Origin of the sequence: Maribellus mangrovi (assembly GCF_037646455.1) — a bacterium.
In the GTDB taxonomy this organism is placed as follows: domain Bacteria; phylum Bacteroidota; class Bacteroidia; order Bacteroidales; family Prolixibacteraceae; genus Draconibacterium; species Draconibacterium mangrovi_A.
The window spans coordinates 178,963-193,064 of the sequence record NZ_JBBIXN010000005.1 but is presented as its reverse complement, the minus strand read 5'-3'; the positions used below and the strand labels follow the sequence as shown (position 1 = coordinate 193,064).

The window sequence follows — 14,102 nt, the reverse complement described above, 5'->3', positions numbered from 1 at the left end:
ACTAACGGATGGCTAATCAACCTTCAACTACTAACCGATTTTATAACCCAAAAAATTATGAAACAATAGTTATGAACAATGTTACATTGTCATATTGTTTGATGCAAAGAAAGGATGTTGGACGGAACTGGTCTGTAATTTAAGTCACAGAAGACCTGAATAATCGATAAAATTTCGCGAAAGTGAAACTTTCCCTTCTTTTTCGAGCTTTTTAAGCATACGAGAAATTACTTCGCGTGATGAATTCAGTTTTAAAGCCAGCATTTGGTGAGTCCCCGAATAGGTGGTGGTACCCGATTTTTTGTAACGGTCGAGGAAGTATTTCTCGAGTCGTTCATCGAGCCTCATAAAGGCCACAGCATCGAGTGTGTCGATCAGTTCGCGAAAACGAAACTGGAAAGTCTGCATAACGAATTGCTTCCACAGCGGATATTTGGTGATCCACGAATCGAGCATATCAACAGGGATGAGCAGTATTTCGCTTTCAACCTCGGCTACTGCGTTCAGATCGCTCACTTGCTGAGCCATGCAACAGGTAAGCGACATAGCACATACTTCGTTTTCCTTTAAATAGTAAAGTAACAGCTCATTGCCATTGTCGCTGGTGCGCGACACCCGAATTAGCCCGCTTAGAACAAGAGGGAAGCTGGAAATAAATTGCCCCTCGCGAATAAGTGGTTCATTGGCCTGAAGTACTTTGGATACACCGATTTCGGCAATCTCTTTTTGAAGTTCAGGTTCCAGAAATTTATATCGGTTTATAAAATCTTTCACAGTAGTTGAACAGTGTGAACAAATTTAAGCTTGTAAAGGAGTTTTGCAAAAAAAAGCTTGAATAATGTTACTATTATGAACGTTTATAATTTTGGGAATCCTTTTTTTAGAGCGTTTTGATGGCCACTGGTTATAAAAAGAACTGCAATAAATGTTTACTGCAGTTTTTTTCTGTATTTTTTTGAAATCAGGATTCAAACATATCCCTCATTTTTGCGAAAAACGATTTTTCCGAACTTGATGGCCCATCCTGAAATCCGGGCGACTCCTGCAGTTTTTCCAGGGTCCGTTTTTCTTCGTTGCTCAGTTTTTTAGGAATCCAGACATGCACACGAACCAGCAGATCGCCACGTCCGTAACCGTTTACATCGGGGATACCTTTTCCGCGTAATCGTAGTATTTTTTCGGGCTGAGTACCCGGATCAATTTTAACTTTAACTTTCCCGTCAACAGTTGGTATTTCAGAAGTGGTTCCCAAAGTAATTTCCGGGAACGACAAAAATAGGTTGTGAATAAGGTTATTCCCATCGCGAACCAGTTCTTCATGGTCTTCTTCAGTAATTACTACCAGCAAATCGCCGTTAATGCCGCTGCGTCGTCCAGCGTTTCCTTTTCCCGAAACGTTGAGCTGCATACCTTCGCCTACACCTGCAGGCACTTTAATATTGATCACTTCTTCGCCTCGCACCACGCCTTCTCCGGCACAGTGATGACATTTATCGGTGATCATTTTCCCTTCGCCCTGGCAGGTCGGACAAGCCGAGGTGGTTTGCATTTGGCCAAGCAGCGTATTCTGAACGCGTGTCACTTGTCCTCGTCCGCCACAAGTTCCGCAGGTAGAGTAGGAGGATCCGTCTTTTGCTCCTGTTCCGCTACAATGGTCGCAAGTGACGTATTTTTTTACTTTTATCTTTTTCTCAACGCCATTTACCACTTCTTTGAGGTTCATCTTTACCTTTACCCTCAGGTCCGATCCGCGGCTAACACGTCGTCCGCCACGGCTTCTTCCACCGCCGCCGCCGAATCCGCCGAATCCGCCAAAGTGGCCACCAAAAATATCGCCAAAGGCCGAGAAAATATCCTCAATATCCGAGAATCCGGCTCCACCGAATCCGCTACCACCGGCAGCGCCACTCATTCCGGCATGACCAAACTGATCGTAACGTTGTTTTTTCTCCGGGTTACTTAAAACTTCATAAGCTTCTGCGGCTTCCTTAAATTTTTCTTCTGCCGTTGTATCGCCCGGATTTTTATCGGGGTGATATTGAATGGCTTTTTTCCGGTAGGCTTTTTTTATGGCCTCCGGACTCGCATCCTTACTAATTTCAAGTACCTCGTAATAATCTCTTTTCGCCATGTTTTCCTCCAAATTACTCTCCGATTACAACTTTGGCAAACCGAATAACTTTTTCGTTTAAGCAATATCCTTTTTGAACCACATCAACAACTTTACCTTTCAACTCTTCGCTTGGTGCCGGAATCTTGGTGATGGCCTCGTGCAGGTCAACATCAAAATCCTGTTGCAGGGCTTCAATTTCTTTAATGTTATTTTGTTTCAGGAACTCTTTGAATTTGTTGTAAATTAGCAGTGTTCCCTGTTTTCCCGTATCTTCGTCTTCAACTTCTTTTAAGGAATCAAGTGCTCTTTCGAAGTCGTCGATAACAGGAAGGATATTCACCAAAACCGACTCTCCACCTGATTTAATGAGGTCAGCCTTTTCTTTCATGGTTCGTCTTCTAAAATTGTCGAATTCGGCCTGAAGACGAAGGTGTTTGTCCTGCACTTCTTTAAGCTCTTCCTGCAATTCTTCAATTTTAGTTTCCTGCTTATCTTTTTTCCCTTTTTTCTTTTTCTCTGATTTTTTGTCGGCGTGTACCTCTTCCTGCTTGGCTGCTTGATCTTCTGCAGCCTGAGCCCCGTTCTCCAACTCTTCAGTGTTGTTTTCCGCCTCTTTGTTTATTTTTTCTTCTGCCATATTTTCCAATTAATTTTGCAGTGCTGTCATTGCAAATAGTTTGCCATGCAAATATAAACGACAAATTGACACCCAAACGAATTGTTGAGTGTCAATTTGAATAATTTTGAATAATCTTAAAACAGTCTATAAGTCAGACTATTTCACATATTTTTCGAGTGCGGCATCCAGGGCAGGGCCACGTAAATTACGGGCCAGAATTACACCGTTTTCGTCCAATAAGAAATTTGATGGAATACTCCGAATTCCATAAACAGCACCCAGTTTGGATTGCCAGCCTTTCAGGTCGCTGATGTGGTACGGCCAGTTCAATTTATCCTGTTTAATGGCAGCTTTCCACTGATCGGCAGTGCGATCGAGCGAAACGTTAAATACAACGAATCCATCACCATTTTCAAATTTCTTGTCTTTGTACTTGTTATAAGCTTTCACTACATTTGGATTTTCGCGGCGGCAAGGTCCACACCACGCAGCCCAAAAGTCGAGTAAAACCACCTTCCCGCGGGTGTCGGATAATTTTACGGTTTCTCCGTTTGGATCATTTCCAATTAACTCAGGTGCTTTATTCCCAACATTAATTCCCAGCTCCTGTGCCTGCAGGCCAATAACGGAACTAAATAAAATGCTTGCGATCAAAAAAAGTTTTTTCATATGTGTCGAAATTTTCTGTTTGTTCAAAAATAAAATTTTCTGCAATAGTAACGAAAGCGAAATGGATTTGTTTGAACATATCTGCATAAATCGATACTTAGATTCGAGTTATCTTTGCACCAATGGCATTTAATCGCCCGTCAATGTTCTCGTATCCGCGGTCGATTTGTTCAATGTTATCAATGGTACTGGTTCCTTTGGCCGACATAGCGGCGATAAGCAAAGCAATTCCCGCACGTATATCGGGCGACGACATTTTAGTGGCCCGCAGGGAATGTTTGCGATCGAGGCCGATAACCGTGGCGCGGTGCGGATCGCATAAAATTATTTGGGCCCCCATATCAATGAGTTTATCCACGAAGAAAAGACGACTTTCGAACATCTTCTGATGAATAAGAACGCTGCCTTTTGCCTGCGTGGCAACCACCAGAAAAACACTGAGCAGGTCGGGGGTAAGACCCGGCCAGGGGGCATCAGCAATGGTCATGATCCCTCCGTCGAGGTAGGAGTCGATTTCATAATGACCGGTATTTTTTATGAGAAGGTTATCACCCGATTGTTCTACTTTTATACCTAGCCTGCGGAACGATTCAGGAATGATCCCAAGGTGTTCGATCCCAACATTTTTTAAGCGAATTTCGGAAGCTGTCATAGCTGCCAGTCCTATAAAACTACCTACCTCGATCATGTCAGGAAGCACCCGGTGTTTACATCCTTTAAGCGAACTAACACCTTCGATGGTGAGCAGGTTGGAGCCAATGCCCTGGATTTTTGCGCCCATGTTCACCAGCATTTTGCAAAGTTGCTGCAAATAAGGTTCGCAGGCGGCATTGTATATTGTAGTTGTGCCTTCGGCAAGAATCGCAGCCATCAGGATATTTGCGGTTCCGGTTACCGATGCTTCGTCAAGCAGCATGTAAGCTCCTTTCAATTGATCGGCTGTTACTGAATACCAGTGATTTTCTTTGTCGAAATTGAATTCGGCACCTAACTTCTGCAACCCGATGAAATGCGTATCAACACGGCGTCGGCCAATTTTATCGCCACCCGGCTGTGGGATAAAACCACGTCCGAAACGTGCCAGCAGCGGTCCGATGATCATAATCGATCCCCTTAATCCGGCCGCTTTATCTGCATATTCCGGACTTTTTAAGTAATTAATATCGACATTGCCGGCATCAAAACTGTAATTTCCTTTTGAAATCCGCTCTGTTTTTACACCTAAACCATTCAGTATATCGATGAGTTTCAGTACATCGCGAATCTCGGGGATATTATCGATTGTGGTAATTCCTGAACTTAGCAATGTGGCACAAATAACCTGAAGTGCCTCGTTTTTTGCACCCTGCGGTTCAAGGTCTCCTTTGAGTTGGTAGCCGCCTTCAATTTGAAAAGTTGACATTGGCAGGTTAATGAAAGGTTGTTGAAATTATTTTTTCTTTTTTGACTTTTTCTTTTTGCCTATCAGCGATTTTGCATCAGAAAGTTGCAGGTCTTTCGCTGGAACCAGTTCGCCGTTCGACATTTCATCTAAATCGCTAAGTATTTTTTCGTCTTCCACGGCATCTTTGTTCCAGGCCAAATACGATTTCTTCATGTGATTAGCGATCTGCTCGATAATGATCTCACGCTGTTCGCCTTCAAAATTTTTGGCTTCTTCAATAATCAACTCCATGGTACGTCCATAGTGACGATACTTGATGTGATGTTGATTGTATGGGACAGTATCAGGTTTCTCGGTAAGTATATCCGGCGATGGCGGATCGTATGGATAATCAATGTCGAGCTTGAAATCGGCCATGATTGCCAGGTGATCCCACAATTTATGTTTGAACTCGGGCACGTCGCGAAGATATGGGTACAGATTCCCCATTACATCAATAACGTTTTTTGCTGATTTGTTACGTTTTTCGCGGTCTTCGATGGTCAATAAATAATCAACCATGTTTTGTATATTTCTTCCATATTCTGGAAGAGCCAGTTTTTTTCTATTCGAATTGTAATCCATCTAAATTTTCTTAAGTGATATTTTTTCTTCGTGTTGACCAGGAATAGTCTTCGAAGTATTGATGCAAAACTAATGATTTCCTGTCAATTCACGAATAAATTCTTTCTAAACCCTTGTTAACCTTTAATTTTCAGGCGGGCAAATTTTAGTAACAGTTGTTTTTGCCCAGCACGTGGAAAGTAAACTGTAGCTTTTAAGTTGGGCGCAATGCCTTCGATGTTTAATACTTTTCCTTCGCCAAAGCGTTGGTGTTCAACCGTCATTCCGGCTTGTATTTTTGTTGGATCGTCGCCCTCGAATGTCGACTGTGAACCTCCGCTTTGTTTTAAAGAAACGAGCTTTTTGTTAAAAATGTTTTGCGATTCACGTGTTTTAAATGCTGATTGTGGCTGGCGCTGGGTGAACTGCCGCTGTTTAGATTGCTGAAACGAGCCGGATGTTGTGTTTTGCCGGTTGTTTCCCGAGAAATCCTGCGTACTTTGATTGTCGACAAATTTTGCATCGAGTTCTTCTAAAAATCGGCTGGGTGTGCAAAAATCAAGATTTCCCCAACGGTAACGTTGGGTGGCAAACGACAGCCAGGCATTTTCCTCGGCACGTGTAATGGCCACGTAAAACAGACGGCGCTCTTCTTCCAGCGATTCCATGGTTGCTTTTTCGCCCTGGCGTTGCGAGGGGAACAGGTTTTCTTCCAAGCCAACAACAAAAACGTTTTTGAATTCCAGTCCTTTCGCCGAATGAACAGTCATCAGTGTAACTTTATTGCGGTCTTCATCTTTTTCGTTGTCCTGGTCTGTGAGTAGTGCCACATCTTCGAGGTAGCGTTCCAGTTTGTCCGGTTCACCTTCTTCTTTAGCCGAAATCGTAAATTCCTGGATCCCGTTTAACAATTCCTGGATGTTTTCGTGACGGCTCAGGCCTTCGGGAGATTTGTCGTTGTATAATTCTTTTAGAATTCCGGTTTGCTCGGCTATAGTTTTGGCGGTTTCAAACGCATCACTTTCCCGGGCAAGTTTCTGAAAACGCCCGATCAAATCTGTGAATTTCATGATCTTGGCCACCGTTCCGCGGTTCAGGTTTGCGTGATTGACATCGGGAAGGGCAGTAACGATTATCCAAATCGATACTTCTTTTCCGATGGCGGCATTTTCAAGTTTCGATAAGGTTGTTTGCCCGATTCCGCGTGCCGGATAGTTAATGATCCGTTTCAGCGCTTCATTATCGTCTGTATTTATGGCCATTCTGAAGTAGCTAAGCAAATCCTTGATCTCTTTTCGCTGGTAGAAACTCAGGCCACCGTAGATTTTGTAAGGAATATTTCGTTTTCGCAGCGACTCTTCAAAGATTCTCGACTGTGCATTGGTACGGTATAAAATGGCGTAATCGAGGTATTGGTAGTGATCGCGAAGTTGAGTTTGTGCAATTTCCTGGGCCACCAAAAAACCTTCTTCATTATCGGTAAGCGCCGAAACAATTTTGATAGGTTTACCCGCATCGTTTTCAGAAAAGACCTTTTTAGGAATCTGGCGTTTGTTTTTGGCAATAATACTGTTAGCCGCATTCACGATCATTTGTGTCGACCGGTAATTCTGTTCCAGTTTGAAAACCTTGTGTTCCGGGTAGTCGTTCTTAAAATTCAGGATGTTCTCGATACGGGCTCCACGGAACGAATAAATACTCTGGGCATCGTCGCCCACCACACAAATGTTTTTGTGTTTGGCTGCCAGTTTTTTTATGATCAGGTATTGAGCGTAGTTTGTATCCTGGTACTCATCTACTAAAAGGTATCCAAAACGATCCTGGTACTTTTCCAGGATATCGGGATGATCGCGGAAAAGTAAGTTGGTATTCAACAGCAGATCATCAAAATCCATGGCTCCCGATAAACGGCATCGCTTGGTGTATTCTTTGTAAATTTCGGAGATTGCCGGCATGCGCATGTTCTTATCCACCGAACGAATTTCAGCAGTATTAGCATAGACTACCGGTGTAATCAGGTTGTTTTTTGCCATTGAAATACGGCTGGCAACTACCCCCGCTTTATATACTTTATCGTCGTGCTGAAAGCTTTTTATGATGGTTTTAATCAGGCTTTTGCTGTCGGCACTGTCGTAAATGGTATAATTCGACGGGTAGCCAATGGTTTCATGTTCTATTCGCAGGATACGTGCGAAAATGCTGTGAAAAGTTCCCATCCAAAGGTAACGGGCTACATTTTCGCCGGCTACGGCAGCGATCCGCTGTTTCATTTCGCGTGCTGCCTTGTTGGTAAAAGTCAGCGATAAAATCGACGACGGCCGGGCTCCCTGTTTGAGAAGGTGAGCTATGCGATATGTAAGTACCCTTGTCTTTCCCGAACCCGCTCCGGCAATCACCAGCGAGGGTCCTTCGGTGCGCACAACGGCTTCGTGTTGAGCTTCGTTTAATTCTTTCAGATAATCCAGCACATTTCCTCCTTTCGTTCCGAAGCACAAAAATAAAAGTTGTATCAGCTTCGGCCATCATTTTAAAAAGCTTTTTTCAACAAATTATTTTTTCTATAGGTATAATTTTGCAACGCGGCTTTAGTCCGGTGACTTATGAACGTTGAGTGAGTGTGGCTTTAGCCGTTAATAGCAATACAAATTTACCCGGTTAGACTAATCGATCTTATAAGGGAAAACTTAAATGCTATAGCCGTTCCTGTTATTTATGATTCTTTGTCACCAAGCTAAAGCATGGTGTATCAGATTTGATAACTAATTTCCTTCTCGGAGAACAGATATTCTACCCTGAATTTTTGTATGTCGCAGGCAATTAAATAAAATTTATACGTTAATATTGTAGCTTAAAGAACGATGTTTATGAAGCGAAGTCTTTATTTGTTGGTAATCCTGTTTTTATTTTCTACGGTAACATTTGCCCAGATCACTGCTCCGGATGCTGTTGGAAGCGATGTGACGCAATATCCGGTCTATCCTGAAACGGATGATATTTTTGTTTTTTGTAATTCGGATTCAATTAGTGAATCAGGGAGTTTGACGGTGTCGACCACATTATCGGGAACCAAAACTTTTTTATGGGAAAAATACAATGAACAGATTGGCGACTTTGAGTTTTATTCACAGGAAAGTTCAGACCTCAGCAATTCGCAAATAAATGGTTTGGCCGATGGTTGTTATCGGGCCACTGTTACTTTGGGCGCCACAACCGATATTTATCGTGCATGGGTTTTAAACAACTGGATGATTGCCGAGGCGGTGATTGATAGTTCCGATTGCGAGTCGTTTTCTATGAGTGGCAGCTATTCAACAGCCACGTTCACATATTACGATTTAAGCGATAATTCGGCCATTGATCTTCCAAAGCAAATCAGTGTTGAATGGCTGGAAGGATCAGTAAAATTAAGTAGCTTGATTCATCTTGAAATGTTTAATCCGCCAACCCAAAATACCGATTACACCTTGCGTGTTTTTGATCAGTATAATTGTGAAGGCCGTGCAGACGTCACTTACGAATCGATTGTAACCAAGGCCGATTTTTCGGCCAGTCCGATGAGTGGTGAAGCTCCGCTGACCGTAACATTTTCAAATAATTCCGAAAACGGAACATCGGGTTATTACGAGTGGCATTTTTACCGCGATATTGATGAAATTAAGAAAGAATTTGAAGAAACGGGCGGCCCGGTTGACAGCGTGTACCTGGTAGCTTACGACGATGCTCCGGTTTACACGTACGAAAATTCGGGGAGTTATTTAGTGAAGCTCATTGCCAAGCACATTAGCGAAGAATATACCTGCGTTGATACGTTTTTGCTCAGTGAGTTTATTGTGGCCGATACTTCTTTTGTGTTGGCACCAAATGTATTTACACCCAATGGCGACGGTGTTAACGATGAATTTGTTATCAAGTTCTGGTCGATGAAAAATATCGAGATCAATATTTATAATCGGTGGGGAAAACGTGTTCATCACTGGCAAAGCGGCGATGTTCAGGGATTTGAGGATTCGCGGTCGGAAAGCGTTTGGGATGGCCGCATTGGTGGAGGAACTGCCAGTCCGGGAGTGTATTATTGGGATGTTGTCGGTCGTGGCCGCGACGGAAGAAAACGCACCGAACATGGTTTCTTGCATCTTTTCAGAGAAAAAGATTAGACGTTTATTCTATCCATTTCCCAAATATTTCTTCAAGAACGATTTCGCGGTGATTAAAAATCTCACTCAGTTTTTTACGGATTATTAGTGTGTTGGCTAAATTTCCGATAATTCCAAAAGGAGGTTGATATGAAACAATATCGGTCATGATTACTCCTCCGTCGATTTCTTTCAGTTTGTGTTCGTGGTGCCACATTTTATAGGGGCCAATCCGTTGTTCGTCAACAAAATAAATTTTGGGTTGAATATGCGTAATTTCGGTGACCCAGAGTTTGTTGATGTTTAATATCGGGCGGACCTTATAACTGATGATCATACCCTCGTACATTGTCTGATCGCTGTCCGATGATGTGATTTCAAAACCCATACTTTCGGGCGTGATCTTCTTTAAGTTTGAAGGCGCTGAAATGAACTCCCAAACCTGATCAATGGGAGCAGGTAATTTTTGCGACCGTTTAAATTGATAAAATCCCATTTGTTTACACTATTTTGTCAAAGTATAAACAATGAAGACGGTTTTTGGTTTGCACCTTTATTCTTCGGGTGTGTCAACCAATAGCCCGAGTTCGTCTTTTGGTAATAGATCGAAGTCATCGCCAAACTGAGCAAGAAACTCGATGGAGAAGGCTCTGAACGTATAGCTGACCGGCAAAAGTACAACAGCTCCGATATACGGAATGGCGATCAGAAGCAAGCCAATGCAGCAGGTAACCAGGGCAAAAAATATGATCCCGATTGCCACTGCAATTCCAAGCACAAAAATAAAGAGTCCGTAAAGTAGGAAAGTAAAGAGTTTTCGTCCCAATAGTGCCAGGAATTTACTCCAGGCCCGCAGCACTCCAATCCGGTGTTTGTACATAATCGGTATCACAAAATCTTTTTCGAAAAGACCGATGTAGCCAAATATTATGATGTAGCCGATAAACAGTAAAACCATTTGCAGAATCGATAAGAATATTTCCGGTTTTGTGAAATCGCCGTAGTACAGGTCTTTGGCGGTTACAAAACAATGAGCTGCTATCAGCATAAAAACGGCAAAAGCGATCCAGCCAAAAACAAAATCGAACCAAAACAGTGAGTTTCCTTCTTTCCTGTAGTCGTGCCAGGGTTTGCTGATCTCTGAATTATCATGAACCACGTTGTGCAAAAACATGAATTTCCCGCGGGCACTTACCCAGATAATCACAGAAACGATAATAATCAGAAAGACTACACCTACTAAAATAAGGTTGGCCCAGAGTGGATTGTCGGTGAGCCAGTTCCATGCCGTTTGCGGGAAATCGAAAAATTTATCGAGGTTGTTGAAATTACCGCTGCTGTTGTTTCCGCTGCTTCCGCCATTGCATTCCGTAAGGCCGGCAAGCCAGGCGGTGAAACCAATACGGAACCATTTTGTAATATCGAAGGGTTGAAAAAGGGCTTTTTTCATGCGCTGAAAACCCTTGGAAAGCGGTTGGCTGTAGCTGATACTCATGGCGATAGTTGCTGGTTTTCTGCAAGTTACTTCTTTTTTGAAAATTTACAAACAGGAAATGCGGAAGAACAGTACCAAATCCTTACATATAAAAAATTAAATAGAGTGGGTTTAAGCCTTTCATTTTCAATAAAAAACAGCTTTGTTTGTAAATTACGCAACAAGAACTATTTTTGCTCGTTAATTGTATATTCTATAAAAAGACGCATGAAGAAATTTGTAGTTATTACCATTTTGTTTAGCTCCCTCACATTTGTTTCGCTGGCCAAAAAAGACATTAATGCCTGGAAACAGGAAAAAAGTCTTGAACAGCAATACGATGTTTTCAAAGAAAATCTGAATTTCTGGGACGGCAATTATTTTCTGAAAGGAAGTCAGCTCGACGACTTTTACGGGGCATTGTCGGATACCATTTCAGGTTTGGAAAAACAGTTGGCAGGCAGCCATAATAAAATCAACGAGCAAAAACAAGAGCTGGCCAATAAGCAGCAACTTATTGACGAAACCCAGGCTAAACTCGATGAAAGTAAAAAGCTTCAGGATTCGATTACTGTTCTTGGAATCGACATCAATAAAACCGTTTATTCAACAGTAATGTATCTCTTTATTTTAGGAGTGCTGGTACTGGCAGGTTTTGTGTATCTGTTGTTTAAAAAGAGCAATAAGGTGACACGCGAAACCAAAAAAGAATATAACGAATTAAAGGCCGAATACGAAGATCACAAAAAACAGGCACTCGATCGCTACACCAAAATAAACATGGAACTGCACAAAACCCGGATGGAGTTGCAGAAAAAATAGAGCATTCACATTTTTTAAATCCCGTTAGTTTGTAGCTAAAATAAAACCCCGATCCGTCGATTGACGAACCGGGGAATTAAATTTAGTTATAGTAAAATGGATTAGAAAATGGTCTATTCTTCTTCCTGCTCAGCTTCGTATGCTTTCAGCAGTTCATCCTGAACATCGGAAGGTACTTTTTCGTAACCGTCGAAGTCAATGGTGAAAACACCTCTACCGCCGGTAATCGAACTCAGCGAAGTGGTGTATTTGTTCATTTCCTTGAGCGGAACTTTTGCAGTAATTTTCTCCATACCTTTTTCCGATCCCATGCCCATAATCATGGCACGACGTCCCTGAAGGTCGCTCATGGTGTCGCCCATGCGGTCGGATGGTACCCACACGTTAAGGTCGTATATTGGCTCGAGAATTTTCGGACCGGCATTTTTAAAGGCAGTGCTGAATGCATTTCGTCCGGCAAGTTTAAACGAGATCTCATTCGAATCAACCGGGTGCATTTTTCCGTCGTAAACGTAAACAACAATATCGCGGGCATACGATCCTGTCAGCGGGCCTTCTTCCATCTTTTCCATAATTCCTTTCAGAATAGCCGGTAAAAAACGGGCATCGATAGAACCACCCACTATACAGTTGGCAAATACCAGTTTTCCTCCCCAGGACAGTTTGTGTTCCTCAACGGCACGAACCGAAATCTTTTGTTCTTTGTCGCCAAATTTGAACATGTTCTTAGGTTCTGCACCTTCGGTGTATGGCTCTATAATCAGGTGTACTTCTCCGAATTGTCCGGCACCTCCCGATTGTTTTTTATGACGGTAATCGGCTTGTGCCGGTTTGGTAATGGTTTCACGATACGGAATTTTTGGTGACAGGAAGTGAACACTGATTTTATGTACCTGATCGAAATACCACTTTAAAACATTCAGGTGATATTCTCCCTGGTTGTGTACCAGTAATTGCTTTAATTCTTTTGAATATTCTACAACAAAGGTAGGATCTTCGTATTTCAGTTTGCTCAGTACTTCGCCTACTTTTTCATCATCACCGTCGTTCTCGGCTTTAACTGCAACTGTATGTCTCGATGACGGGAATTTAATCGGAACAAATATTGTTCCCGCTTCTTTTGTTGAAAGCGTCTGGTTGAATTTTGTTTCTTTCAGCTTAACCGTACAACCCAGATCACCAGCCTCAAGTTGCTCAACTTTTTCGCGGTTCTTTCCAGCCGATACAAACACCTGCGACAGACGTTCTTTGTTTCCGGTTTTGGAATTGATCAGATCGAGTCCTTCTTTTACAACGCCTGACATCACTTTAAAGAAAGTTATTTCTCCAACGTGCGATTCTACTGCCGATTTAAATACAAAAATACTTGGCGGTTCCGATGCACTCATTTCAACATCTTTACCTTCGATAACTTCGCGGTGTTTCTTTTCAACCGGAGCCGGAGCAATGTTGGTAACAAATTCCATGAGGCGTCCTACGCCAATATTTTTTCGTGCACAGGTACAGAATACCGGGTAAAGACTGCGATCGAGCATTCCCAGTTTAATTCCCTTGCGCATTTCATCTTCTGATAAAGTGCCTTTGTCGAAATAGAGTTCCATTAAGGCTTCCTCATTTTCAGCTGCTTTTTCAACCAGTTCGTTGTGCAGTTCATCGGCACGTTCTTTTTCCGAATCAGGAATATCCAGGATTTCAACTTTTCCGTCGTCTCCCGAATACTTATACATTTTCATTTTCAGTACATCAATAATGGCCGAAAAATTTGGTCCGGCATCAACCGGGTACTGAACGATAGTTGTTTTACCGCCAAATGATGTTTTGGCTTGTTCCAGTGTATTATCGTAGTTTGAATTATCGTGGTCGAGTTGGTTAAAAACAAGAATGAGTGGAGTGTCTGCATCATCAGCATGACGAACAGCAGCGTCTGTTCCCGCTTCTATACCACTTGTGGCGTTTATGGTGAGTAGTCCGAGTGCTGTAACGCTTAAGGCAGAAACAACACCTCCACACAATTCGTCCATTCCCGGAGTGTCCAGGATATTGATTTTTTTACCGTTGTGTTCGGTGTACATCAATGTTGAAAAAACTGAATTGCCGTAGTCTTGTTCAATTGGTGTATAGTCTGATACTGTATTTTTTGAGGCTACTTCACCTCTGCGTTTTATAACTCCACCCTCGAAGAGCATAGCTTCTGCAAGGGTGGTTTTCCCACTGCCGGCATTACCGATTAAAGCAATGTTCCGGATCTCATCCGTTTTGTAAACCTTCATATTATTCGAGTTTTA

Annotated in this window: 12 protein-coding genes; 2 read left to right on the top strand and 10 right to left on the bottom strand. The window is 42.5% G+C overall.

Annotated elements, in window-relative coordinates; genetic code table 11:
• Positions 1-144: 144 nt before the first annotated feature.
• From WFY05_RS18620 to WFY05_RS18590, 7 genes are all read right to left on the bottom strand, one after another.
• Complete coding sequence (locus WFY05_RS18620; RefSeq protein ID WP_340114425.1) at positions 145-774, bottom strand: Crp/Fnr family transcriptional regulator; 630 nt, start codon at positions 772-774, stop codon at positions 145-147.
• 187 nt (positions 775-961) lie between these two features.
• Positions 962-2,131, bottom strand: a complete 1,170-nt coding sequence (gene dnaJ, locus WFY05_RS18615; protein ID WP_340114424.1) for a molecular chaperone DnaJ — start codon at positions 2,129-2,131, stop codon at positions 962-964.
• 13 nt (positions 2,132-2,144) lie between these two features.
• Positions 2,145-2,750, bottom strand: coding sequence for a nucleotide exchange factor GrpE (locus tag WFY05_RS18610; protein WP_340114423.1), 606 nt, complete (start codon positions 2,748-2,750; stop codon positions 2,145-2,147).
• Positions 2,751-2,888: 138 nt separating this feature from the next.
• Positions 2,889-3,401 (bottom strand): peroxiredoxin family protein, encoded by a 513-nt coding sequence (locus WFY05_RS18605; protein ID WP_340114422.1) that lies wholly within the window; start codon positions 3,399-3,401, stop codon positions 2,889-2,891.
• A gap of 97 nt (positions 3,402-3,498) precedes the next feature.
• Entirely contained in the window at positions 3,499-4,803 is a 1,305-nt protein-coding gene (murA, locus tag WFY05_RS18600) for a UDP-N-acetylglucosamine 1-carboxyvinyltransferase (RefSeq protein WP_340114421.1), read from the bottom strand.
• Between the two features lie 27 nt (positions 4,804-4,830).
• Positions 4,831-5,409 carry a DUF4290 domain-containing protein gene (locus tag WFY05_RS18595; RefSeq protein WP_340114420.1) on the bottom strand — a complete coding sequence of 193 codons (579 nt, stop codon included), beginning with the start codon at positions 5,407-5,409 and terminating at the stop codon, positions 4,831-4,833.
• 116 nt (positions 5,410-5,525) lie between these two features.
• Positions 5,526-7,883 (bottom strand): ATP-dependent helicase, encoded by a 2,358-nt coding sequence (locus tag WFY05_RS18590; RefSeq protein WP_340114419.1) that lies wholly within the window; start codon positions 7,881-7,883, stop codon positions 5,526-5,528.
• A 369-nt stretch (positions 7,884-8,252) separates the two neighbouring features.
• Here WFY05_RS18590 and WFY05_RS18585 point away from each other — a divergent pair, with 369 nt between their 5' ends.
• Positions 8,253-9,542, top strand: coding sequence for a T9SS type B sorting domain-containing protein (locus WFY05_RS18585; protein WP_340114418.1), 1,290 nt, complete (start codon positions 8,253-8,255; stop codon positions 9,540-9,542).
• Between the two features lie 4 nt (positions 9,543-9,546).
• Here the strand turns inward: WFY05_RS18585 and WFY05_RS18580 are convergent, their stop codons facing one another.
• Together WFY05_RS18580 and WFY05_RS18575 are read right to left on the bottom strand one after the other, a co-directional pair.
• Complete coding sequence (locus WFY05_RS18580) at positions 9,547-10,017, bottom strand: SRPBCC family protein (RefSeq protein ID WP_340114417.1); 471 nt, start codon at positions 10,015-10,017, stop codon at positions 9,547-9,549.
• Positions 10,018-10,074: 57 nt separating this feature from the next.
• Positions 10,075-11,016 (bottom strand): DUF7544 domain-containing protein, encoded by a 942-nt coding sequence (locus tag WFY05_RS18575; RefSeq protein WP_340114416.1) that lies wholly within the window; start codon positions 11,014-11,016, stop codon positions 10,075-10,077.
• Between the two features lie 207 nt (positions 11,017-11,223).
• Here WFY05_RS18575 and WFY05_RS18570 point away from each other — a divergent pair, with 207 nt between their 5' ends.
• On the top strand, positions 11,224-11,817 hold the full coding sequence (locus WFY05_RS18570; protein ID WP_340114415.1) for a hypothetical protein: 594 nt from the start codon (positions 11,224-11,226) through the stop codon (positions 11,815-11,817).
• Positions 11,818-11,930: 113 nt separating this feature from the next.
• On the opposite strand, the gene fusA2 is transcribed toward WFY05_RS18570, so the two are convergent.
• On the bottom strand, positions 11,931-14,087 hold the full coding sequence (gene fusA2 / locus WFY05_RS18565; RefSeq protein WP_340114414.1) for an elongation factor G2: 2,157 nt from the start codon (positions 14,085-14,087) through the stop codon (positions 11,931-11,933).
• Positions 14,088-14,102: the final 15 nt, after the last annotated feature.

What these genes read in the sequence shown, in the direction of transcription:
- dnaJ (WP_340114424.1), bottom strand. Translation starts at nt 2,131, where the DNA reads ATGGCGAAAAGAGATTATTACGAGGTACTTGAAATTAGTAAGGATGCG.
- WFY05_RS18610 (WP_340114423.1), bottom strand. Translation starts at nt 2,750, where the DNA reads ATGGCAGAAGAAAAAATAAACAAAGAGGCGGAAAACAACACTGAAGAG.
- WFY05_RS18605 (WP_340114422.1), bottom strand. Translation starts at nt 3,401, where the DNA reads ATGAAAAAACTTTTTTTGATCGCAAGCATTTTATTTAGTTCCGTTATT.
- murA (WP_340114421.1), bottom strand. Translation starts at nt 4,803, where the DNA reads ATGTCAACTTTTCAAATTGAAGGCGGCTACCAACTCAAAGGAGACCTT.
- WFY05_RS18595 (WP_340114420.1), bottom strand. Translation starts at nt 5,409, where the DNA reads ATGGATTACAATTCGAATAGAAAAAAACTGGCTCTTCCAGAATATGGA.
- WFY05_RS18585 (WP_340114418.1), top strand. Translation starts at nt 8,253, where the DNA reads ATGAAGCGAAGTCTTTATTTGTTGGTAATCCTGTTTTTATTTTCTACG.
- WFY05_RS18580 (WP_340114417.1), bottom strand. Translation starts at nt 10,017, where the DNA reads ATGGGATTTTATCAATTTAAACGGTCGCAAAAATTACCTGCTCCCATT.
- WFY05_RS18575 (WP_340114416.1), bottom strand. Translation starts at nt 11,016, where the DNA reads ATGAGTATCAGCTACAGCCAACCGCTTTCCAAGGGTTTTCAGCGCATG.
- WFY05_RS18570 (WP_340114415.1), top strand. Translation starts at nt 11,224, where the DNA reads ATGAAGAAATTTGTAGTTATTACCATTTTGTTTAGCTCCCTCACATTT.
- fusA2 (WP_340114414.1), bottom strand. Translation starts at nt 14,087, where the DNA reads ATGAAGGTTTACAAAACGGATGAGATCCGGAACATTGCTTTAATCGGT.